22 protein-coding genes are annotated in these 22,454 nt (G+C 70.3%); 9 read left to right on the plus strand and 13 right to left on the minus strand.

Annotated elements, in window-relative coordinates; translation table 11 throughout:
- On the minus strand, nt 1-1,545 hold the full coding sequence (locus tag AXA68_RS05360; RefSeq protein WP_066413821.1) for an acyl-CoA carboxylase subunit beta: 1,545 nt from the start codon (nt 1,543-1,545) through the stop codon (nt 1-3).
- A gap of 289 nt (nt 1,546-1,834) precedes the next feature.
- On the opposite strand from AXA68_RS05360, the gene AXA68_RS05365 reads away from it, so the two are divergent.
- The 4 genes from AXA68_RS05365 to AXA68_RS05380 all read left to right on the plus strand — a co-directional run bounded on the left by AXA68_RS05365 (nt 1,835) and on the right by AXA68_RS05380 (nt 4,187).
- The gene (locus AXA68_RS05365) at nt 1,835-2,473 is read left to right on the plus strand and encodes a 50S ribosomal protein L1 (protein ID WP_066413824.1); all 639 of its coding nucleotides are present in this window, start codon (nt 1,835-1,837) and stop codon (nt 2,471-2,473) included.
- Entirely contained in the window at nt 2,470-3,504 is a 1,035-nt protein-coding gene (locus AXA68_RS05370; protein WP_066413827.1) for a 50S ribosomal protein L10, read from the plus strand. The genes AXA68_RS05365 and AXA68_RS05370 overlap by 4 nt, the downstream gene beginning before the upstream one ends.
- A gap of 15 nt (nt 3,505-3,519) precedes the next feature.
- Nucleotides 3,520-3,852, plus strand: a complete 333-nt coding sequence (gene rpl12p / locus AXA68_RS05375; protein WP_066413830.1) for a 50S ribosomal protein P1 — start codon at nt 3,520-3,522, stop codon at nt 3,850-3,852.
- A 143-nt stretch (nt 3,853-3,995) separates the two neighbouring features.
- Nucleotides 3,996-4,187 carry a hypothetical protein gene (locus tag AXA68_RS05380; protein WP_066413832.1) on the plus strand — a complete coding sequence of 64 codons (192 nt, stop codon included), beginning with the start codon at nt 3,996-3,998 and terminating at the stop codon, nt 4,185-4,187.
- A gap of 42 nt (nt 4,188-4,229) precedes the next feature.
- On the opposite strand, the gene AXA68_RS05385 is transcribed toward AXA68_RS05380, so the two are convergent.
- Both AXA68_RS05385 and panB read right to left on the minus strand, forming a co-directional pair.
- On the minus strand, nt 4,230-5,807 hold the full coding sequence (locus AXA68_RS05385; protein WP_066413833.1) for an ATP-binding response regulator: 1,578 nt from the start codon (nt 5,805-5,807) through the stop codon (nt 4,230-4,232).
- A gap of 87 nt (nt 5,808-5,894) precedes the next feature.
- The gene (gene panB, locus AXA68_RS05390; protein ID WP_066413835.1) at nt 5,895-6,716 is read right to left on the minus strand and encodes a 3-methyl-2-oxobutanoate hydroxymethyltransferase; all 822 of its coding nucleotides are present in this window, start codon (nt 6,714-6,716) and stop codon (nt 5,895-5,897) included.
- A gap of 131 nt (nt 6,717-6,847) precedes the next feature.
- On the opposite strand from panB, the gene AXA68_RS05395 reads away from it, so the two are divergent.
- The 3 genes from AXA68_RS05395 to AXA68_RS05400 all read left to right on the plus strand — a co-directional run bounded on the left by AXA68_RS05395 (nt 6,848) and on the right by AXA68_RS05400 (nt 7,900).
- A complete protein-coding gene (locus AXA68_RS05395) occupies nt 6,848-7,120 on the plus strand; it encodes a DUF5822 domain-containing protein (RefSeq protein WP_066413838.1) in 273 nt (90 codons plus the stop codon).
- A gap of 144 nt (nt 7,121-7,264) precedes the next feature.
- Entirely contained in the window at nt 7,265-7,534 is a 270-nt protein-coding gene (locus AXA68_RS15850) for an AbrB/MazE/SpoVT family DNA-binding domain-containing protein (protein WP_080505158.1), read from the plus strand.
- A gap of 15 nt (nt 7,535-7,549) precedes the next feature.
- The gene (locus tag AXA68_RS05400) at nt 7,550-7,900 is read left to right on the plus strand and encodes a type II toxin-antitoxin system PemK/MazF family toxin (RefSeq protein ID WP_066413841.1); all 351 of its coding nucleotides are present in this window, start codon (nt 7,550-7,552) and stop codon (nt 7,898-7,900) included.
- A 48-nt stretch (nt 7,901-7,948) separates the two neighbouring features.
- On the opposite strand, the gene AXA68_RS05405 is transcribed toward AXA68_RS05400, so the two are convergent.
- The 7 genes from AXA68_RS05405 to larE form a co-directional block, all read right to left on the minus strand.
- Nucleotides 7,949-8,506, minus strand: a complete 558-nt coding sequence (locus AXA68_RS05405; protein WP_066413842.1) for an HAD family hydrolase — start codon at nt 8,504-8,506, stop codon at nt 7,949-7,951.
- Nucleotides 8,503-9,663, minus strand: coding sequence for an acyl-CoA dehydrogenase family protein (locus AXA68_RS05410; protein ID WP_066413844.1), 1,161 nt, complete (start codon nt 9,661-9,663; stop codon nt 8,503-8,505). Before AXA68_RS05410 ends, AXA68_RS05405 begins: the two co-directional genes overlap by 4 nt.
- Before the next feature lie 94 nt (nt 9,664-9,757).
- Nucleotides 9,758-10,747, minus strand: coding sequence for an AIR synthase family protein (locus tag AXA68_RS05415; RefSeq protein WP_066413847.1), 990 nt, complete (start codon nt 10,745-10,747; stop codon nt 9,758-9,760).
- Nucleotides 10,744-11,967 (minus strand): alanyl-tRNA editing protein, encoded by a 1,224-nt coding sequence (locus tag AXA68_RS05420; RefSeq protein WP_066413850.1) that lies wholly within the window; start codon nt 11,965-11,967, stop codon nt 10,744-10,746. The genes AXA68_RS05415 and AXA68_RS05420 overlap by 4 nt, the downstream gene beginning before the upstream one ends.
- A 91-nt stretch (nt 11,968-12,058) precedes the next feature.
- Entirely contained in the window at nt 12,059-12,361 is a 303-nt protein-coding gene (locus AXA68_RS05425) for a glutaredoxin family protein (protein WP_066418379.1), read from the minus strand.
- 62 nt (nt 12,362-12,423) lie between these two features.
- Nucleotides 12,424-12,627, minus strand: coding sequence for a hypothetical protein (locus AXA68_RS05430; RefSeq protein ID WP_066413852.1), 204 nt, complete (start codon nt 12,625-12,627; stop codon nt 12,424-12,426).
- 119 nt (nt 12,628-12,746) lie between these two features.
- The gene (gene larE / locus AXA68_RS05435) at nt 12,747-13,736 is read right to left on the minus strand and encodes an ATP-dependent sacrificial sulfur transferase LarE (RefSeq protein WP_066413856.1); all 990 of its coding nucleotides are present in this window, start codon (nt 13,734-13,736) and stop codon (nt 12,747-12,749) included.
- A 168-nt stretch (nt 13,737-13,904) separates the two neighbouring features.
- Between larE and AXA68_RS05440 the strand changes: the two genes are divergently transcribed.
- A complete protein-coding gene (locus AXA68_RS05440; protein WP_066413859.1) occupies nt 13,905-15,929 on the plus strand; it encodes a MutS-related protein in 2,025 nt (674 codons plus the stop codon).
- A gap of 50 nt (nt 15,930-15,979) precedes the next feature.
- On the opposite strand, the gene AXA68_RS05445 is transcribed toward AXA68_RS05440, so the two are convergent.
- Both AXA68_RS05445 and uvrA read right to left on the minus strand, forming a co-directional pair.
- Nucleotides 15,980-16,363: a RidA family protein gene (locus AXA68_RS05445; RefSeq protein WP_066413861.1), complete on the minus strand. Its 384-nt coding sequence runs from the start codon at nt 16,361-16,363 to the stop codon at nt 15,980-15,982.
- A gap of 70 nt (nt 16,364-16,433) precedes the next feature.
- On the minus strand, nt 16,434-19,388 hold the full coding sequence (gene uvrA, locus AXA68_RS05450; RefSeq protein WP_066413864.1) for an excinuclease ABC subunit UvrA: 2,955 nt from the start codon (nt 19,386-19,388) through the stop codon (nt 16,434-16,436).
- A gap of 312 nt (nt 19,389-19,700) precedes the next feature.
- On the opposite strand from uvrA, the gene AXA68_RS05455 reads away from it, so the two are divergent.
- Nucleotides 19,701-20,144, plus strand: coding sequence for an arsenate-mycothiol transferase ArsC (locus AXA68_RS05455; protein ID WP_066413865.1), 444 nt, complete (start codon nt 19,701-19,703; stop codon nt 20,142-20,144).
- A gap of 35 nt (nt 20,145-20,179) precedes the next feature.
- On the opposite strand, the gene AXA68_RS05460 is transcribed toward AXA68_RS05455, so the two are convergent.
- Nucleotides 20,180-22,402: a twin-arginine translocase subunit TatC gene (locus AXA68_RS05460; RefSeq protein WP_066413867.1), complete on the minus strand. Its 2,223-nt coding sequence runs from the start codon at nt 22,400-22,402 to the stop codon at nt 20,180-20,182.
- Nucleotides 22,403-22,454 lie beyond the last annotated feature (52 nt).

Raw genomic sequence — 22,454 nt, forward strand, 5'->3', positions numbered from 1 at the left:
TCAGATCGGGATGTTGCCGTGTTTCTTGTCGGGCCCTTCCTCGCGTTTCCCCGCCAGCATCTCCAGGTCGTCGATCAGGCGGGCGCGGGTCTCGGTCGGCTCGATCACGTCGTCGACGAAGCCGCGGTCGGCCGCAGTGTAGGGGTTCGCGAACTCCTCGCGGTACTCGTCTATCAGCTCCTGTCTGTGCGCCTCCGTGTCGTCGGCCGCCTCCAGCTCCTCGCGGTAGAGCACGTTCACGGCTCCCTTCGGTCCCATCACCGCGATCTCCGCGGTCGGCCAGGCGTAGTTCACGTCGCCGCCGATGTGCTTCGAGGACATCACGCAGTAGGCCCCGCCGTACGCCTTCCGGGTGATCACGGTGAGAAGCGGCACGGTCGCCTCCGAGAAGGCGTACAGCAGCTTCGCGCCGTGGCGGATGATCCCGCCGTGTTCCTGATCCGTCCCGGGCATGAAGCCGGGCACGTCCTCGAAGGTGAGGATCGGGACGTTGAACGCGTCACAGAAGCGGACGAACCGCGCGGCCTTCTGGCTCGACTCGATGTCGAGCGTGCCGGCGTTCACGCGGGGGTTGTTGGCGACGATCCCCACCGAGCGCCCGTCGAGGCGGGCGAAGCCGACGACGACGTTCTTCGCGAAGTTCTCCTGTACCTCGAAGAAGGAGCCCTCGTCGACGACCCGCCCGATCACCTCCTTCATGTCGTACGGCTTCCGGGGGGCGTCGGGGACGATCTCGGTCAGCTCCTCGTCGGCGCGCTCGGGGTCGTCCCACGACTCGACGCGCGGGGGGTCCTCGACGTTGTTCTGCGGGAGGTACGAGAGCAGCCGGGCGATGCCGTCGAGGGCGTCCTCCTCCGACTCCTCGGCGAAGTGGGCGACGCCGGACGTCGAGGTGTGGGTGACCGCGCCGCCGAGTTCCTCGAAGCTCACCTCCTCGCCGGTGACCGTCTCGATCACGTCCGGCCCGGTGATGAACATGTGGGAGGTGTCCTTCACCATGAACGTGAAGTCGGTGATGGCGGGCGAGTACACCGCGCCGCCCGCACACGGGCCCATGATAGCCGAGATCTGCGGGATCACGCCCGAGGCCTCCGTGTTGCGCCGGAAGATCTCCGCGAAGCCGCCGAGCGAGGCGACGCCCTCCTGGATCCGCGCGCCAGCGGAGTCGTTGAGCCCGATCACGGGCGCGCCGACGTCCATCGCCTTGTCCATCACCTTACACACCTTCTCCGCGAACACCTCGCCGAGCGAGCCGCCGAAGACGGTGAAGTCGTGTGCGAACACGAACGTCTTGCGCCCGTTCACCTCGCCGTACCCCGTCACCACGCCGTCGCCGGGGATCCGCTTTTCCTCCATCCCGAACGTGTGGTTCCGGTGGGTGCGGAAGCGGTCGAACTCGTGGAACGTGCCGTCGTCGAGGAAGTAGTCGATCCGCTCGCGGGCGGTCATCTTCCCCTTCTCGTGTTGGGAGGCGATCCGTTCCTCGCCGCCGCCCTTCACGGCCCGCTCGCGGCGCTCCCGGAGGTCCTCGATCCGCTCGTCCATCGTCACGTCGGACCACCCTGAGTCATTGGATCACGGGTCGGCGACCGCCGCCAAAAGGGTTCCCCTACGCGACGAGACTCGGGTTCGACGCGCGTCGTATTCGCCGCGGTCGTCCCTCGCGTCGCCAGCGGAGCCGCGTCAGCGTTCCGCCGCCGAGAGGACTGTCGCCGGTTCACACGGGGACGGGGGCTTCGACGGTTTTAAGCGTCCGATGGGCCACTCTCCGATGAGACAGGCTTCGCCTGTTTCACTGACCCGTAGGAGCGACCTGCGTACTACGGAGGTGAAAATGGCAGACACAATACAAGAGGCCGTGACCCTCGCACTCGATGAGGCCCCCGAGCGGAACTTCCGCGAGACGGTGGACCTCGCCATCAACCTGCGAGACCTCGACCTCAACGATCCGTCGAATCGCGTCGACGAGTCCGTCGTGCTGCCGGCTGGAACTGGACAGGAGACACGCATCGTCGTCTTCGCGGAGGGCGAAACCGCCGTCCGCGCCGCCGAAGTCGCCGACGAGGTCCTCGACGCCGAGGAGCTCGCCGACCTCGGCGACGACGACGACCGCGCGAAGGACCTGGCCGACGAGACCGACTTCTTCGTCGCGGAGGCCAACCTGATGCAGGACATCGGTCGGTACCTCGGTACCGTCCTCGGTCCGCGCGGCAAGATGCCGACTCCCCTACAGCCGGACGACGACGTCGTCGAGACAGTAAACCGGATGAAGAACACGGTGCAGCTCCGGTCGCGTGACCGGCGCACCTTCCACACGCGCGTCGGCGCGGAGGACATGGACGCCGAGGACATCTCGAGCAACATCGACGTCATCATCCGCCGGCTCGAGGCCGACCTCGAGAAGGGCCCGCTCAACATCGACGGGATCTTCGTGAAGACCACGATGGGTCCCGCCAAGGAGGTGCCCGTATGAGCTCCGCCCGCAAGACCGAGACGATCCCGCAGTGGAAACGCGAGGAGGTCGACGAGCTCGTCGAGTTCATCGACTCGTTCAACTCCGTCGGGATCGTCGGCGTCGCCGGCATTCCGAGCCGCCAGCTCCAGGCCATGCGCCGCGAGCTCCACGGCTCCGCGGACGTCCGGATGAGCCGCAACACGCTCACCGTCCGCGCGTTGGAGGAGGTCGACGAGGGCGTCGAGGAGCTGACCGAGTACGTCGCCGGACAGGTGGCGCTCATCGGCACCAACGACAACCCCTTCGGGCTCTACAAGCAGCTCGAGGCCTCGAAGACGCCGGCCCCGATCAACGCGGGCGAGGTCGCCCCGAACGACGTCATCATCCCCGAGGGCGACACCGGCGTCGACCCGGGACCGTTCGTCGGCGAGCTCCAGACCGTCGGCGCGGCCGCGCGCATCATGGACGGATCGATCAAGGTCACCGAGGACTCGAAGGTCCTCGAGGAGGGCGAGGTCGTCGACGACGACCTCGCGAACGTCCTGACCGAGCTCGGCATCGAGCCGAAGGAGGTCGGGCTCGACCTGAAGGGCGTCTACTCCGAGGGTGTCCTCTTCGAGCCGGACGAGCTCGCCATCGACGTCGACGAGTACCGCGCGGACGTCCAGTCCGCCGCGGCCGCCGCGCGCAACCTCTCCGTCAACGCCGCCTACCCGACGGCCGCCACCGCCGGCACCCTTCTCGCGAAGGCCGCCGGCGAGGCGAAGTCGGTCGGGCTGTTCGCGGAGATCGAGAGCCCCGACGTCGTGCCCGACCTCATCGGGAAGGCCGACGCCCAGCTCCGTGCGCTCGCGGCACAGATCGACGACGAGGAGGCGCTCCCCGAGGAGCTCCAGGGCGTCGAAGCCGCCCCGGCTCCCGAGACGGACGACGCCGACGACGAGGAGGAACAGGCGGACGAAGAGACGGAAGACGCCGAGGAGACCACCGACGACGACGCCGACGACGGCGACGACGGCGGCGAGGGACTCGGCGCGATGTTCGGATAACACGAGGTTACACCAATGGAATACGTTTACGCTGCGCTCATCCTGAACGAGACTGGCGAAGAGATCAACGAGGACAACATCACCGGCGTGCTGGAAGCCGCCGGCGTCGACGTCGAGGAGTCCCGCGTCAAGGCGCTCGTCGCCGCGCTGGAGGACGTCGACATCGAGGAGGCCATCGAGACGGCCGCCGCGGCCCCCGCCGCGGGCGCCGCCTCCGGCGGCTCCGCCGACGAGGCCGAGGAGGCCGACGACGGCGACGACGAGGAGGAGGAGGCCGAGGCCGAGGAGGCCGACGACGACGAGGACGAGGGCGACGGCGGCGAGGGTCTCGGCGAGCTCTTCGGCTGAGTCCGCCCCCAGCACCGCTTCACCGCGTCGAGTTCCGGGGCGAGACCGCCCCGCAGTACCGCGTTTTTTTCGACCCGTCCCGTTCCGCCGAGTGATAACCTCGGCCGCGAGCTTTTATACCGGTTCGACGAACCGACCGTCGAATGAAGATCGTCGACGGCGACAAGGCGGAGTGCGCTCGGTGCGAGTCGGTCCTCCCGCTCGAGGCGGTGTCGCTCCTCGAGAAGGAGACGAACCGGGACTACGAGCGGGTGCTGTGTGCGGAGTGTCTCGACGCCGTCGGCGTCCCCCGAGGGTACTCGCTGCGGCGGGACATCACGCATCTCGGCGGGTGACCGGTGCCGACGTCGGTTTCGGGTTCGAGCGGGGAGGCGGTCTCACTCGGCGTCGTCGACGAACCCGACGCCCGTGATCTCGAAGCGCGCGCCGCCGGTCTCGCTCTCGGCGGCCGCGATCTCCCACCCGTGTGACTCGACGATCCGCTCGACGATCCGCAGGCCGAAGCCGGTGCCCTCGTGACTCGTCGAGTAGCCGGCGTCGAAGATCTGCTCGCGCCGCTCCGGATCGATCCCCGGTCCGTCGTCCTCGATATAGATACCCGATCCGTCGGCGAGTTCGCCGACGGTGACGGTCACGTCGTCGCCGGCGCGCTCGACGTCGTCGCCGGACGCAGTCCGGCTGCCAGTCGAACCATGCTCGACACTGTTCCGGATCAGGTTCTCGAAACACTGGCGGATCCGGCTCTCGTCCGCGTAGATCGACCGGTCCGTCGCCACCCGGAGGGTCGCGCCGTCGGTGTCGACGGCCCCGCGACAGTGGTCGACCAGCTCCGACAGTCGGATCGGCTCGAGGTCGGGCTCCTCGGTCGCCTCGCGGGCGAGCCGCAACAGGTCGTCGATCAGCGTCTCGATCCGATCCAGAGCGTACTTGGCGGCCTCCAGATGCTCCTTCGCGGGGGAGTCGGGGTCGACGTCCGCGCGCGCCAGGTCGAGCCGTCCGCTGGCGACCGATAGCGGATTCCGGAGGTCGTGGCCCACGACGCTGGCGAACTCGTCCAGCCGCTCGTTCCGGCGGGCCAACTCCCTCCGTCTGTCGACCTGTTCGAGCGCGGCGACGACGTTGCCGGCGAGGATCCGTCCGAGCGTCACGTCGCGCTCGTCGAACGCGTTCGGTGCGTGCGACCCGGTCACGAGGACCCCGTACTCGTCGAGCGGGACGGTGAGCTGGCTTCGGATCGTCGTCTCCGGATTGGCGGCGTCGGGGTCGGCCGGGACGTTCCCGACCCGTTCCGCCTCTCCCCGCTCGAAGGCGCGCCAGACGATGCTCTCCCCGGGTCCGTACGTCGGCGGCTCGCCGGTGTCCCAGGAGAGTTCCAGGGCGGCCTCCGTCGACGCGGTCGGCTCGACCACGTTCGCCTCCTCGTCGTACAGGTAGACCGTGCTCGCGACCAGCCCGTGGATGTCGCTCACCGCCTCGACGGCCACCTCCGCGACCTCCTCTCTGGTGGTCGCAGTGATGAGCGCCGCGCTCGCCTCGTGGAGCGCGACCAACTGTCGGTCGCGGTCGGCCGCCGTGTGGGCGTCGTGCCGGCCGACCGCCTCGACGACGCGGGCGGCGATCGCCGTGCTCCGGTCCTCGGGCGCGTCGGACGGCACGTATCCGGTGACGCCGGCGGCCACCGCCGCCGCGGCGATCCGTTCGCTCCCCGCTCGCGGCGCGAGGACGAACGGGAGGGAGCCGTACTCCGCGCGAACGGACGAGAGGAGGTCGACGCCGTCCCTATCGGGGAGTTCGTAGACGCTGACGACGCACTCGATCGGCTCGGCCGCGAGCAGTTCGAGCGCCCGGTCGGCCGTGGACGCCGGGTGGAGCGTGACGTCGGCGAGCTCCCGCTCCAACCCCGCCGCCGTCCGCTCGAAGGAGTCGGGATCCCCGTCGACGCAGAGGACGTCCATGCCCACAGCACGGAACTCCAAGGGAAATACGCTTCGACGGGATCGGGGGAACGCGGGACTCCGCCGCCGGGGATCCGCGGCCGGGACTCACTCGTCGTTCGTACGGTACACGTCCTCGAGGTCCTCCTCGACGTGCGCGTGCTCGTCGGCGGGGAACTCGCCGCTCTCGACGGCGTCCCTGTACCCCTCGATCGCCCGCTCCATCTCGCCGCGGACGTCGCCGAACTGCCGGGAGAAGGGCGGCGACCACTCGCCGAGCCCGATCACGTCGTCGACCACGAGCACCTGCCCGTCGCAGTCGGAGCCCGCACCGATCCCGATCGTCGGCGTCTCGAGGGCCTCCGTCACCGCGGCGGCGAGGTTGGACGGGACGTGTTCCAACACCAGCGCGAACGCGCCCGCCTCCTCGTGGGCGCGGGCCAGATCGAGGATCTCCGCCGCGGCCTCCTCGTCGGTTCCCTGTCGAGTGTACCCGCCGAGCCGGTTGACGTGCTGGGGCGTGAGCCCGAGGTGGGCCATCACCGGAATTCCGACCTCCGTCATCCGCCGCGTGGTCTCGACGGTGTGCGGCCCGCTCTCGATCTTCACCGCGTCGGCGTCGGCCTCCTTGAGGAGTTCCCCCGCGTTGCGGACCGACTCCGCCTCCTCGAGTCCGAACGAGAGGAACGGCATGTCGGCGACGACGAGCGCGTCCTCGACCGCGCGCGCGACGGCGGCGGTCCGGGAGCGCACGTCCGCCATCGTCACCGGGAGCGTCGAGTCGTAGCCGAGGGCGGTGTTGCCCATGCTGTCGCCGACGAGGACGACGTCGATCCCCGCCTCGTCGACGACCGCCGCGGTCTGTGCGTCGTAGGCGGTGAGCATCGTGATCGGCTCCTCGCGGTCCCGGAGTCCCCGCGTCGTGGTCATCGATCGGCGGTCGTTCCCCGGCCGATTAAAACCGCCGGGATCCCGAGCGAGGCGTCGATCGCCTGCGGGGGCGTCCACCGAGCGCGGCGCCGACCGCCACCGATATGTCCGTTCGCCCCGCTACCTCACCCGTGCAACCCGTCGAGGAGGTCGAGGTCGAGGGCGTCGACTACGGCTGGGTGATGCAGACGACGTTCGTCGTCACGATCCTCGTCGGGGCCCCGGTCGTCGCCGTGCTCTCTTTTTTCGTCACGCTGGAATCGTGGGGGGCCCGCGCTGCCTTCGCGGTCCGGGTCGGCGCGCCCATCTGGTTCCTCACCGCGGTCGCGGTCGCAGTGTACGCGAGACGCACCGAGGCCGGCGACGGGTACTCGGATCCGGACGGGGAAGACGACGAGGAGTGAGAGGAGGGTTCGGGCCGATCGCCGGATTCGTCGAGTCTCGTCGTTTCGCGGTGAACGGCTCTGAAACAGCGAGTATATCCTGCGTGCGAGTTGAATAACCATGTCACCGACATCTATATCAGTATGAAAAAAGTATGAACGAATATGCCCGAACACAAACGGAAAGTCGGAGATCGGGGGCAGGTGACGATTCCGAAGGAACTGCGGGACCGTCGTGGCATCGAGGGCGGTGACGAAGTCGAATTCGTCGAAGTGAATGACGAGATCATACTCAAACCGCCGACGGATGAGGAACGACTTGCTGAAGGATATCGAAAGAGGGCCGAGCGGTCTCGTGAGTTGGCTGAAGAAATGGAAGAAGTATCCGCAGAAGCAACCGGGCATCTCGGTGACGCGCCCGGCTGGAGCGAATGAATACTGGAGTCAAGTGTGCAGATACGCCGCGGCGACATCGTCATCGTTGAACTGAATCCCACGAAAGGGAGTGAGCAGCAAGGAACGAGCCGGCCCTGTGTCGTCATCCAGAACGATGTTGGGAACCAGTACTCACCGACGACCATCGTCGCTCCGTTCACAACGCAGTACACGTCCGGAGACACGTATCCGTTCGAGGTGGAAGTACGGGCTTCGGATACCCCCCTCGATCACGATTCAGTGGCAGATTTCAGTCAAATCCGGGTCGTCGACATCGATGAACGTGTGAAAAAGAACATTGGATCCGTCCCGTCATCGGATATGGTGAAGATCGACTCGGCAATCAAAGATAGCCTCGGCATTTGAGCGAAACGTTCCGTCAGTATATAGTCTGAGTTGAGCGATCCGGCGTGACTACTCGCCGAGCGCCTCGACGACGGAGACGAAGGGGACGCCGGCGCGGTCGGCGGTGACCCGGTCGCTCTCGGAGTCGCCGACGAAGACGGCGCGCTCCGGCTCGCCGCCGAGCGCCTCGACCGCCGCGAGCAGCGACTCCGGCTCGGGCTTGTGCGTCTCGACGGTGTCGCGGCCGACCACGGCGTCGACCGCCTCCTCGAGGTCGTGGGTCTCAAGGGCGATCCGGCAGGCCTCCTCGCAGTTGAGCGAACAGACCGCCGCGGGGCGGTCGGCGTCGATGTCGGCAGCGAGCCGCTCGCCGAGCGGCAGCAGCGTCGACTCGCGCGCGCCGGCCCGCTCGTGGTCGGCGATCGTCTCGTGGACGACCGCCTCGATGTCGTAGTCGGCGGCGGCGTCGAGCAGCGACCAGAGGTCGTCCGTCGGCGCGATCAACGCGCGTTCGGCGTACGCGCCGACGACGTCGTCGGCGACGGCGTCCCAGTCGACCGCGAGTTCGAGGAGGGTGCCGTCGAGGTCGTACACGATCGCGTCGGCCGCGTCGAGGGCGGTCGTCATCGTGTGTCGAAGACGCCCCGAGCGATGACTTCCTTTTGGATCTCCGTCGTCCCCTCGTAGATCTCCGTGACCTTCGCGTCGCGGTAGAACCGCTCGACGTCGTACTCGCGGGTGTAGCCGTAGCCGCCGTGGATCTGGATCGCCTCGTTCGTCACCGACATCGCGGCCTCGCTCGCCCGATACTTCGCCCGCGCGGCGGCGACGCGGGCGTCCTCGCCCGCCTCGGCCTTCCTCGCCGCCTCCCGGACGAGCAGCCGCGCGGCGGCGACGTCCGTCGACATCTCCGCCACTTTGTGGCGGATGGACCCGATCTCCGAGAGCGGTTCGCCGAACTGCTCCTGTTCTCCGGCGTACTCGCGTGCCGCCTCGAGGGCGGCCCGCGCGACGCCCACGGCCTGCGCCGCGATGCCGATCCGGCCGCCGGTCAGGACCTCCAGCGCGGCCGCGAGCCCCCGTCCCTCCGGAGTCAGCCGGTTCTCGGCGGGGATCCGACAGCCGTCGAACGTGATCGGCGTCGTGTCGGAGGCGCGCAGACCGAGCTTCTCCTCCTTCGGGCCGACTGCGACGCCCTCCGCGTCCATGGGGACGAGGAACTGGGTGATCGAGTCGGGGTCGTCGGGGTCGACCTTCGCGAAGACGACGGCGACGCCCGCGCGCGAGCCGTTCGTGATCCACTGTTTCTCGCCGTTCAGGACGTACTCCCCCGCGTCCGGGTCGTGCTCGGCGGTCGTCGACATGCCCGCCGGGTTCGACCCCGCGTGCGGCTCGGAGAGGCAGAACGCCCCGACCGGTCGACCGTCGGCCATCTCCGGAAGCCACCGCTCCCGCTGGGTCTCCGTGGCGAACTCGGCGAGACAGGACGCGACGAGACAGTGGACGGAGAGGGCGGTCGCGACCGCGAGCGAGCCGTGCGCCAGCTCCTCGTTGACGACGGCGTACGTCGTCGCGTCCGCGTCGAACCCGCCGTACGCCTCGGGGACGGCCAGTCCCGTGAGTCCGAGCTCGGCGAGCCCGTCCCACACGTCCTCGGGGAACGACCCCGTCGCGTCCGCCTCCCGAGCGGTCGGGCGAACCTCCTCGCGTGCGAACTCGCGGACGAGGTCGCGGACCGCCCGCTGTTCGTCGGTGAGCGCCGACCCCACGCGCGCGCCAGTCATGTTCCGACGTTCGACCCCGCCGGGCAAAAGCGCGCGGGGCGGGTCGGGCGAGTCGGGCGAGTCGGGCGGGTCGGGAGTAGCGGGGGGAAGCCGGTCACTCCCAGAGCCGGTACAGCTCGTCGCGCGGCGGCTCGCGGATCGCCTCGCCGTCGAGGAGGAGGGTGCCGGCCGGCTCGCCGTCGGGGCCCGCTCCGGGCTCGCGGACCGACCCGATCCCGGCGGCCGACACTCCGACCGCATCGAGCGCGTCGAGCGCGTCGTCGACGCGGTCCTCGGGGACCGCCGCGAGCAGCGCGCCGGAGCCGAACGCGCGGAGCGGGTCGACCCCGAGCGCGTCACAGCAGGCGCGCGTCTCCGGGCGGACCGGCACCCGTTCGCGCTCGACCTCGAGGACGGTGTCGCTGGCCGTCGCGAGCTCGACGAGCGCGCCCGCGACCCCGCCCTCCGTCGGGTCGTGCGCCGCGGTCGCGACCCCCCGAACCGCGGCGGCGTCGGGGACGACGCTCACCGCCTCGAGAAAGCGCGCCGCCGATTCCAGCGTCTCCGCGGGGACGCCCGCGTCCGCGCACTCCTCGCGGAAGTCGGTCGCGAGGATCGCGGTCGCCTCGATACCCGCGCCCTTCGTGAGCAGCAGCCGGTCGCCGGGCGACGCTCCCCCGGTGGAGAGGAAGCGATCGGTCGTCCCGAGCGCCGTCATCGAGAGCAGCGGGCGCTCCAGCGCCGGCACCGTCTCGGTGTGGCCGCCGACGACCGCCGCGCCGACCTCGGCCGCCGCCGCGTCGACCTGTTCCGCGATCGTCTCCAGGCGATCGGGGTCGTCGTCGGGGACGAGGACGGTGTTCGTCAGCCACCGCGGGTCCGCGCCGCTCGCGGCCACGTCGTTACAGGCGACGTGGACCGCCAGCCGGCCGACCGCGTCGGCCGCGAGCGACAGGGGGTCGGTGGCGACGACGAGCGTCCGATCGCCGAGGTCGATCGCGGCCGCATCCTCGCCGTAGGCGGGGCCGACCGCGACCGCCGGGTCCGTCGTCCCCGTGGCCGCGAGCAGGTCCGAGAGCGCGTCGGGCGGGACCTTCCCGGTCATCGGCTCCGCAGCCAGTCGACGACCTCGTCGGGGTCGGCGTCGAGTCCGCCGCCCTGCGCGAACGTCGGCCCGCCCCCGCCGCCGCCGCCGAACTCGTCGGTGGCCGCCTCGACGACCGCGCCGGCGTCCGCGTCCGCGTCGGGCGCGGCCGCGACGACGACGAACGGCGCGCCCCCCTCCCCGACCGCCGCGAGCGCGTCGACGTCGGGATCCGCCTCGAGCAGCGCCGTCGCGGGCTCTCGGAGGTCGTTGGGGTCGGCGTCCGCGACGGTCCCGACCGCCCAGACCGTTCCGTCGACCTCGCTCGTCGGGAACTCGCCGAGCCGGGCACGGAGGAGGTCCGACTCCGCCTCCCGGAGCGCCGCGTCGAGCCGGTCGACCTCGCTTCGGAGCCGCCGGACCTCCTCCGGGAGGTCCTCGACGTTGGTGTCGGCGGCGGCGGCCGCCTCCAGCGCGGCGGCGTGGATCGCGGATCCGCGGTCGATCGCGGTCGGGCCGACCGCGAACTCGACGCGGGTCACCCCCTCGCCCGGGTTCGACCGGTCGAGCGCCGTGATCTGACCGATCTCGGCCGTGTTCTCGACGTGCGTGCCGCCGCAGGCCGCCACGTCCCAGTCCTCGACGGTGACGACGCGGACCGACTCGCCGCCGCTCATCGCGCCCTCCTCGGTCTTGGTGTTGAACGCGATCCCGTCGCGGTCGCGCGCCTCCGCCTCGGGGAGCACCTCCCAGGACACGGGTCGGGAGTCCCACACCGCCCGGTTCGAGAGCCGTTCGAGCTCGACGAGGTCCTCGTCGTCGAGCGGGTCGGCGGTCGTGAGGTCGACGCGGACCTTCTCGGGCGAGATGTCGAAGCCGGCGTAGCCGAGGTCCTCGCAGGTCCGGCGGGCCGCGCCGTAGAGGACGTGCGAGGCGGTGTGCGCGCGCATACAGTACGTGCGGAAGTCGTCGTCGACGACGCCGGCCACGGTGGCTCCGGGTTCCACGTCGCCTGCGCTTCCCGCGGACGGGTCCTCCGCGAGGACGTGGACGACCTCGCCGTCGCGCTCGACCACGTCGTCGACGAGGACGCCCGCGAGGGTGCCGCGGTCGGCCGGCTGGCCGCCCGACTCGGCGTAGAAGTACGTCTCCGCCAGGACGACCTCGCGGCCGTCGACCCGTTCGACCGTCGACTCGAACTCGCGGACCGCCGGCTCGGCCGGCGCGCGTGATGCCGTCATGGAGGTGTCGTCGTCGCGGTCGGGTAAATAGGTGGTCGGTCGCGCCCGCCGTTCGCCCCCCTCGTCCGTCCCTCGCGCGTTCCCCCGCCGATCACGACGCCGAGAGCAGCTTCAAGCGGAGCTCCCGCTCGTCGACCTCGTATTTGAACGCCGGGGTGCCGTCGACGAACACGTACGGGACGCGCTCGCCGTACTCCTCGGCGAGTTCGGGGTCCTCGTCGACGTCGACCGTCTCGAGGTCGACCTCGACGGCCAGATCGGCCGCGACCCGCTCGACCGTCTCGCGGGCGACGACGCACAGCGAGCAGTCCTCGCGGGTGTAGATGGTGACCGGGACCGGGTCCGTGTCGCTCGGGTTCGACGCGGACCGGTCCGGATCGTCCGTGTCGCTCACGACCGCGAGAAGGGCCTCGAGGGGCCAGTCCGTTTCGGTTCGCGCTCGCCGCCCGATCCTCGTCACTCGCCGTCGGCGTCCACGAAGAACTCCACGTCGCCGGCGATGACCGCGCTGGCGACGACCGCGGTGCCGACGGCGAGCGCGACGACCAGCGTGGTCAGCGTGACCCGAACCGGGTTCCCGCCGATCGCGACGCCGACGAACGCGCCGACGGAGCCGCCGACCCCGCCCGCGAGCACGGCGAGCGTGTTGGCTTCGCCCATGGCGTGGGATCGGCCGATGCGGGGTATAAGCGTTCGCGCCGGATTCTCCCGGCTGATAACGTGAACCGGCTGACGTGTCGGGGCGGAGCCGGCTCCCCGGACGGCCTCCTCTCGGGGCGTCAGCGCGGGTACCGGCGGTCGAGATCGAGTCCCTCGGCGTCGGCGGTGTCGTCTCCGTCGCCGGCCGCGTCGTCGTCACCGTCGCCGGCCGCGTCGTCGTCGCGTTCGGCCGTTTCGCCGCCGCCGGGGCTCACGCTCCCGGTCCGGTAGCCCGCCATGTCGAGGGTGACGTACTCGAAGCCGATCTCCGTGAGGTGCTCGTGGACCGCGTCGGCGAAGGCGGGATCGAGCGCGCGCTCCAGCTCCTCCGGAGCGATCTCGATGCGTGCGAGCCCGTCGTGGTCGCGGACGCGGAACCCCTCGAATCCCCACTCGCGGAGCCGGTTCTCCGCCCGCTCGACGCGCGAGAGCCGCGCCTCCGTCACCTCGAGCCCGGTCGGGATCCGCGAGGAGAGACACGCCATCGACGGTTTGTCCGCGACGGAGAGGTCGTACGCCTCGGCGACCGCACGGACCTCCTCTTTCGTGATCCCGGCGTCGAGAAGCGGCGAGGAGACCTCGAGCTCCTCGACCGCGCGCAGGCCGGGGCGGTGGCCCTCGCCGGGGTCGTCCGCGTTCGTCCCGTCACACACCGTCTCGATCCCGAGTTCGCGGGCGCGGTCGTACATCCGGCCGAGCCGCATCGTCCGGCAGTGGTAACACCGGTCGCCGTCGTTGGCGACGAAGTTCGGGTCGTCGAGCTCCGAGAAGGTCACCGTGTCGTGGCGGATCCCGATCTCTTCCGCGACCCGTTTCGCGTCGTCGAGCTCGGCCGCCGGCAGCGTCTCGCTGCGGGCCGTACACGCGACCGCGTCCTCGCCGAGCGCGTCGTGGGCGAGCGCCGACACCACGGAGGAGTCCACGCCGCCGGAGAAGGCGACGAGCACCCCGTCGCGAGCGGCCAGCGCCTCGCGAGCGGCTCGCGCCTTCTCCGCCGTCTCGGGGTCCAGACGGTCGGTTCCCGCCGCGATGGGGTCGTCGGTCCCGGTCGCGGGAGCGTCCTGATCCATGCGCGCGGTTCGTCGTCGTCGGGAAAAAGGGCGTCGGCGTCGGATCGCCGCCGGGACCGCGGCGGCGAGGTCCGATCCCCTCCCCGACGGGGTCCGACCCTCTCCCCGGCGAGGAACGCCCCGCCGGCACCCGCATCCTTTTGCGGGTTGCCGCGATATGAGGCGTGAATGGATCTGGAGGCGATCCCCGGCGTGGGCGAGAAGACGGCGCGGGCGCTCCGCGAGCTGGAGGAGCCGGCGGCGACCGTCGAGTCCGGCGACGTGGCGGCCATCGCCCGCGCGCCGGGCGTGAACGAGGCGCGCGCGGCTCGCGTCGCCCGCGGCGCGATCCGCCGCCGCCACGACGACGCGAGCCGCGTGCTGGCGACCGACCGCGCGCGGGAGGTGTACCGCGACGCGCTCGGCCTGCTGAAGGAGCGCACGGTGACCGACTACGCCGAGAAGCGGCTGGAGACGTTCTACCCGAGCGCGTCGGCCTCCCGGATCGCGGAGGCGCAGGCGTTCGCGACCGCGGCGACCGATCGCGACCCCGACCCGGCCGTCCTCGAGGCGCTCTCCGGCGTCGAGCCGCTCGCCGACCCGCCGACCGTCAGGGTGCGCGACCGCTGTCTGGCGACCGCCGACGCCGAGGTGTACGCCCGCGCCGAGGCCCGCGTGCCCGAGCTCTCGGTCGAGACGGCGGAGGACACCCGGGACGTCGCGGAGCTCGCGCGGTCGTACGCGACCGTGATCGTCCTCGACGAGGAGTTCGCGGGAATGGACGTCGAGGGCGACGTCCACGTGCGGCCGGACGCGCTCGAGACGCCCGCCGAGACCGTCCCCGAGCGCCTGCTCGCGTTCTTCGCCGCGAACCGCGAGCGGCTGGAGGCGGCCGCGGCGGTCCACGAGGCCGCCGACATCCCCGCGGCCGCCGACCTCGACGCGCTCCGGGACGCCCTCTCGCGGCTCGACGACGACGGGACGATCGTCGGCGACGCGGAGCTCGAGCGGCTGACGGCCGCCGTCGACGACCTCGACGCGGCGGTCTCGACCGCGGAGTCCGTCGCCGACGACCACCTCCGCGAGGCGATCCGCGAGCGTGACGTCACCATCGAGGGGACCGACTTCCTCTCCCTGGTCGAGCAGGGCGCGCGCGTCGACTCGCTTCTCGACCGCGAGCTCGCCGACGAGTACGACACCGCGATGGAGCGCGCCCGCGACCACCTCGTCGACGCGCTCGATCTCGCGCCCGAGGAGGCCGACCTCGCCGAACGCGTCTTCGACGACGACCCCTCGTTTCCGGTCGAACGCGACGAGTCGGCCGTCTCGCGGCTCCGGACCGAGCTGGCCGCCGGCCGGGACCGGCGGGCCGCCCGGCTGAAGGCCGACCTCGCGGCGGATCTGGGCGACCTCCGCGAGCCCGTCGAGGAACTCGTGCGGGACGCCCTCGAGCTCGACGTGGAGCTCGCGATCGCCCGCTTCGCCCGCGACTTCGACTGCGTCATGCCCGAGGTCCGCGATCCGGGTGAGGTCGGTGAGGAGGACGGAGCGGACGACGCCGGATGCGGCGCTCCCGGCGGCTTCCGGCTCGAGGGGGGCCGCTCGCCGCTTCTGGACGTGGCGTTCGAGGCGGTCGAGCCGGTCGACTACGCCGTCGACGGGGTGCGGCTGCTCTCGGGGGTGAACTCCGGCGGGAAGACGTCGACCCTGGACCTGGTCGCTCTGGTGGTCGTCCTCGCGCAGATGGGGATGCCCGTCCCGGCCGAGAGCGCCGAGATCGACCGCTTCGAGGAGATCCACTACTACGCCAAATCCCAGGGCACTCTCGACGCGGGCGCGTTCGAGGCGACGCTGCGAGACTTCGGCGACCTCGTCGAGGGCGCGGACGGCCGGCTCGTGTTAGTCGACGAGCTGGAGTCGATCACGGAGCCGGGGGCGTCCGCGAAGATCATCGCCGGGATCCTGGAGGCGCTCTCCGACCAGCAGGCGACCGCCGTCTTCGTCTCCCACCTGGCCCGCGAGATCCGCGAGGCCGCCGACTACGACGTGGCCGTCGACGGCATCGAGGCGGTCGGGCTCGTCGACGGCGAGCTCCGCGTGAACCGCTCGCCGCGGGAGGGCCACCTCGCGCGGTCGACGCCGGAGCTCATCGTCGAGAAGCTGGCCGAGGACCGCGGCGGCGGGTTCTACGGAGACCTGTTGGAGAAGTTCTGAGCGTAGCGAAGGTCCGAGACCGGGTGTCGGTTCCGCTCGGCCGATCGGGGTTACTCGCCGCCGTCGAGCTCCGCGTCGACCGTGATCTCGACGTCGAGCGGCGCGGGGAGCCGCGACACCTCGACGCAGGTCCGGGCGGGATACGGCTCGGAGAGGTACGACCGGTACGCCTCGTTCACCTCGTCGTAGTCGTCCATGTCCGTGAGATAGACGGTGGCGCGGACGATCGCGTCGGCGTCCGTGCCGGCCGCCTCCAGGATCCGCTCGACGTTCGCGAGCGTCTGGGTCGTCTGTTCGCCGACCGACTCCGGTGCCTCCCCGGTCTCGGGGTCGACGCCGGTCTTGCCCGAGACGTGGACGGTACCGTCCGAGACGATGGCCTGCGAGTACGGGCCGAGCGCGTCCGGGACGTCGTCGCTGGTGATCTCCCTCATCGTTCCGAGCGACGACACAGCGGCATATCAAAGTGCGGGTCGGCGGGGAGGGTCCCGAAGTATCCCCGTCTCAGTCGTCGTCCGCGGCCGTCGCGGGCTTCCGCCGGTCGTTTCGGGGCCCCTCGATGTCGACGTCGGGGAGGAGGTCGCGCAGGTACCGTCCGGTGTGGGAGTCGTCCTCGCGGGCGACCGCCTCGGGCGTCCCGCGCGCGACGAGCTCGCCGCCGCCCTCGCCGCCCTCGGGACCGAGGTCGATCACGCGGTCGGCGTTCTTCACGAGGTCGAGTTCGTGTTCGATGACGACGACCGTGTTGCCGGCGTCGACGAGCCGGTGGAGCACCTCGATCAGCTTCCGCTCGTCCTCCTTGTGGAGCCCGGTCGTCGGCTCGTCGAGGAGGTAGAGCGTGTCGCCGGTGGCCTTCTTGCCGAGCTCCTCGGCGAGTTTCACGCGCTGGGCCTCGCCGCCGGAGAGGGTGGTCGAGGGCTGTCCGAGATCCATGTAGCCGAGCCCCACGTCCTTCAGGAGCTTCAGGCGGCGCTGGAGCCCCTGGTGGCTCTCGAAGAAGTCGTACGCCTCCGCGACGCTCATCTCGAGCACGTCGGCGATGGTCGCGCCCTTGTAGGTCACCTCGAGCGTCTCGTCGTTGTAGCGCGCCCCGCCGCACTGCTCGCAGGGGACGTGGACGTCGGAGAGGAAGTTCATCTCGATCTTCACGGTGCCCTGGCCGCCGCACTCCTCACAGCGGCCGCCCTTCACGTTGAAGGAGAACCGGCCCTTCTCGTAGCCGCGGCGCTTCGCGAGCTTGGTCTCCGCGAACAGCTCGCGGACGTGGTCGAACACGTCGGTGTACGTCGCGGGGTTCGACCGGGGCGTCCGGCCGATCGGCGACTGGTCGATGAGCCGCACCGTCTCGATCCCGTCGATTCCCTCGATCGCGTCGTGCTCGCCGGGGTCGACCGAGGTGTTGTCGTTCATCTCGCGGGCGAGCCCCTTGTAGAGGACGTCGTTGACGAGCGTCGACTTCCCGGAGCCGGAGACGCCGGTGACGGTCGTGAGCGTGCCGAGCTCGATCGGCACGTCGAGGTCCTTCAGGTTGTGCTGGCGCGCGCCGCGCACGACCAGCTCGCCGTCCGGATCGCGCCGCTCGTCGGGGACCGGGATCGACTTCCGGCCCGCGAGGTAGTCGGCGGTGACGGAGTCGTCGGCCGCGACGATGTCGTCGAAGTCGCCCTGTGCGACCACCTCGCCGCCGCGCTTCCCCGGCCCCGGCCCCATGTCGACGATCTCGTCGGCCCGCCGCATCGTCTCCTCGTCGTGCTCGACGACGAGCAGGGTGTTGCCCAGGTCGCGGAGCCCCTCCAGGGTGTTCAACAGCCGGTCGTTGTCGCGCTGGTGGAGCCCGATGGAGGGCTCGTCGAGCACGTACAACACCCCGACGAGCCCGGATCCGACCTGCGTCGCGAGCCGGATCCGCTGGCTCTCGCCGCCCGACAGCGTCGACGCCTCCCGGTCGAGCGTGATGTACTCCAGCCCGACCTCCTCCATGAAGCCGAGCCGCGCGCGGATCTCCTTGAGTATCTCCGTCGCGATCTTCGTGTCCCGCTCGCCGAGTTCCGCCTCCATCCCCTCGAAGTGCTCGCGGGCCTCGGCGATGGACAGCCGGTTGACGTCGGTGATCGGCGTGCCGGCGACGAGGACGTGTCGCGACTGCTCCTTCAGCCGCGTCCCCCCACACTCCGGGCAGGTCGTCACGGCCATGTACTCCTCGATGTGGTCGCGGGCGCGGTCGGAGTCGGTCTCGACGTGGCGGCGCTCCAGGTTCGGGATGACGCCCTCGAAGCGCTCCGTCTTCTCGCGGGTGCCGTTCTTCGTGGTCCACTCGAAGTGGACGACGTCGTCGGTGCCGTAGAGGAACTGCCGACGGACCGACTCGTCCAGTTCCTCGAAGGGGGTCTCGAGGTCGACGCCGAAGTGCTCCGCGACGTTGTCGATCTGTCGGGAGTAGTACGTCCGGTTGTAGCTCCACGGCTCGAAGACGTGTTTCAGCGGCTTCGAGGGGTCGACGACCACCAGGTCCTCGTCGACCTCCTTCGTCGAGCCGATCCCCTCGCACTCGGGACACGCGCCGTACGGGCTGTTGAACGAGAACGAGCGCGTCTCGATCGCGGAGAACTGGAAGTCGGAGTTGGGGTTGCCGAGCTCCTCGGAGAACTCGACGACGAGCCGGTCGTCGCCCTCCGCGTCCGCCGCCAGCGACCCGGTCGACCGGGCGTTCGAGGCGAACGGGGTGTCGGCGGGCGGGTCCGGGACGATCAGCTTGAGCGCGCCGCCGGCCTCCTCCAGGGCGGTCTCGACGGAGTCCGTGATCCGCGAGCGGGCGTCGGGGCTCACCTTCACCCGGTCGACGATCACGTCGATCGTGTGGTCGTAGTTCTGGTCGAGGTCGGGATCGTCGAGCGTCAGATCGAGCGGCTCGCCGTCGACCTCGACGCGGGCGTAGCCGTCGGCGACGAGTTCCTCGAAGAGGTCCTCGAACGCCCCCTTCTGGTCGCGCACGATCGGTGCGGCGATCTTCGCGCGGGTGCCCTCGGGTAACTCGAGGATCTGGTTCACCATGTCCTGGGCGGACTGCTCGCCGACCTCCTCGCCCGTGATCGGGTCGTGTTGGACGCCGATCCGGGCGTACAGCAGCCGGAGGTAGTCGTGGAGTTCGGTGACGGTGCCGACCGTCGATCGCGGGTTGTTGGCGGCGTTCTTCTGGTCGATGGAGATCGCGGGCGAGAGCCCCTCCACGGACTCGACCTGCGGTTTGTCCATCTGCCCGAGGAAGTTGCGGGCGTACGCCGACAGCGACTCGATGTACCGGCGCTGCCCCTCAGCGTAGATCGTGTCGAACGCGAGCGACGACTTGCCCGACCCGGAGAGGCCGGTGACGACCGTGAACTCCTCGCGCGGGATCCGGACGTCGAGGTCCTTGAGGTTGTGCTCCTCCGCGCCGCGGACCTCGATGTAGTCCTTGCTCATTCTGCCCGCGTGTTGCGCCCGCGCGCGGGAATACCCGTCGGTTTCGTCGGTCGGCTGCCGACGTCCTTGGCGATCCGACCGCCGCGACGATCCCGCACAGTCCCTCTGGCACCCGCCACGGACCTACTGATACCCGCCACGAACCTACTGGCACGCACGACGTGCCGGTACGGACGCCTCCATAGCCGTCATAGCAACCGTTTACCGTGACTCCGCCTCACCGCGACGTACGGACCACGCCGCCGGAGAGGCGCCCCCGAGGCGCGAACCGACCGCCGGCCGCGACGGTCACCGACCCACTACCGTCCCACCATGTCCACCCGAAATGACTCCAGTTCGACACGTATCGCCTTCGTCTGCGTACAGAACGCGGGCCGGTCCCAGATGGCTCACGCGTTCGCCGAACGTGAGCTCGCCACCCGCCGCCTCGACGGCGCGGTCGAACTCGTCACCGGCGGAACGCGTCCCGCGGATCGCGTCCACGCCGAGGTCGTCGAGGCGATGGCGGCGGTCGGCGTCGACCTCGGCGACCGAACCCCCCGAGAGGTGACCTTCGAGGAGATCCGGGCGAGCGACTACGTGATCACGATGGGGTGTTCCGCGGAGGACGTCTGTCCGGCGGGCTGGGCCGGCGAGAACCGCGACTGGGGTCTCGAGGACCCGGACGGGAAGCCGTCGGAGGCGGTCGCACGGATCCGCGACGAGATCGAACGACGCGTGGTCGCGCTGTTCGACGAGATCGCGGCGGCCGACTGACCCGGTCCGCCGGCGATCGGATCGCCTTCGCCCCGCTACCGGCCGACGATCTCCGCGGGCGGCGAGAGGTTCCGTCGGCCGCCGAGCGTGAGGAGGAACAGCACGCCGAGCCCCACCCCGTACGCGAGCATGAGCGGGATCGTCACGAGGAACATCGTGATCACGTCGGCGGGGGTGAACACCGCCGCGAACAGCATGATCCCGACGGTGACCTCCCGCCAGCGGCCGCGGAAGACGTCGTAGGGAACGCCGGCGTTGTTTAAAAGTACCATCGCGACCGGGATGTCCGCGAGGAACCCGATCCCGATGGTGGTGAAGATCACGAGCCACATGAAGTCGCTCACCTGGTAGGTGATGATCATGTTCGCGTTCGCGGCGTCGGTGACGAGCCAGCCGATGATCCGCGGCGCGATGTACGCGTAGCCGAGCGCGAACCCCCCGATCAGCCCGGAAAAGAGCGCGCCGGTCCAGAGGTACACCTGCCGGATCCGCCCGGCGACGAACCCGCGGTCGCGAAGCGCCGGCCACGCCGAGTACAGCAGGACGGGGAAGACCGCGATCCCGCCGATCAGAAGCGAGAACTTCACCATGAAGATCAGCGCCTCGACGGGGTGGAGCGTGATGATGTTGATCCCGCCGCCCACCTCCGCCGGCACCCGCCGCTGGAGGTCCGCCCGCACCGCCGCGAGCCCGCCGATGTAGAGCCAGGTGAACGCCGCGGCCATCACGCCGCCGAACACCACGAGGAGGATGAACGACTTCGAGCGGATCGCGTCGAAGATGAACTTGAGGTCCTTGTAGTAGCCGCCGATGTCGTCCTCCGCCTCGTCGTCGCCGGTGAGTTCGGAGAGGAACGTCGAGGAGGCGCGGGAGGTGCGGTCGCCGACCGACGCGGCGAGGCCGCCGCCGGCACCACCGCCGCCTCCGCCGCCCGCGTTCCCGCCCGCCGCGTCCGCGCTTCCGCCGTCACCACCCTCCCCGTCGGCGTCCGTCGCCTCGTCGAAGCGGTCGAGGATCGCCTGCGCCTTCTCGTGGTCGTCGTCGTCGAGCGCCGCCTGCGCCCGCGCGAGCGACTCCTCCTCCGTCATCTCGAGGAACGGCTCCTCGGGGGCGGCGCGGATCCCCGCGGCGTCGAGCTCGTCGAGGTCGATGGCGGCCGGGTCGCCGTACTGATACCCCGCGCTCGTGGTGTCGAGGTCGGTGTACACCGCCCACAGCGTCGCGACGGCCGCGAACGCGAGCGCCCAAACGCCGGCGTAGAGCGCGGCGGCGGTCACGGGGTCGAGCCCGAGTCCCTCTCCGGGTGCGAGAAATCGCCAGTCGCTGTCGAGCGACCGGAGGAGGTCGTTGACGGCGGTCCGGCCGCCGTACTCGTAGAAGGCGTAGACGAGGCCGCCGCCGAGGACTGCGGACCCGCCGACGACGTTCCAGTGGTTCCGGACCGCCCCGAGCACGCGGATCCGGTCGGAGCTGCGCTTCGCGGTGACGACCAGCTTCGCGAGGTAGAGGCTGAACCCGTACAGCGCGACGAGCGGGAACGCCCACATCAGCTGGGTGAACGGGTCCGGCGGCGAGAACACCGCGCCGAAGACGAAGATGGCGACGACGGCGTAGCGCCACTTGTCGCGGAACGTCTCGTACTGGACGATCTCGGCGTACGAGAGCCCGGTGATGAGAAGCGGCATCTGGCCGGCGAGCCCGAAGGACAGCGAGAGGAAGACGATGAACTCCGTCCACATCACGATGCCGTAGGTCGGCTCGATGCCGGCCTCGAGCCCGAACCCGGCCAGAAAGGAGAACATGATCGGGAAGAAGGCGTAGACGCCGTAGGCGACGCCGACGGCGAACAGTCCGCCGCCGAGCAGCCCGATCGCCGCGAGCTTCCAGCGGGCGATCGGCGACTGCGGCCACAGCCCGCGCTCGCGGAGCTCGTCGCGGGTGAAGTAGATCAGCGCGGGCAGACAGACGATCGCGCCGACGACCAGGCCGATCTTCGCCTGGAGGAGGATGACCTCGAAGGGCGTGGTCGCGATGACGTCGGCCTCGGCGGCGACGTCGGCGGACATGTTCGCTCGCGTCATCGCGAAGAGGTAGTCCCACACGTGTACGCGGAGCGCCCAGAACGTGCCGACGAAGCCGATGAGGAAGACGACGAACACCTTCTGGAGGTCCTTCTGGATGGATCGAAGGAACGCCCGAGCCGACTCGCGGCCGGCCGCGAGCGACTGTTGGGTGTCCTCGTCGAGGGCACTCGCCATACGGCGGCAGAGGACCGTCGCCGTTATCAACCTTTTCGACCGCGCCCGCGAA

The organism is Halorubrum aethiopicum (genome assembly GCF_001542905.1).
Taxonomy (GTDB): domain Archaea; phylum Halobacteriota; class Halobacteria; order Halobacteriales; family Haloferacaceae; genus Halorubrum; species Halorubrum aethiopicum.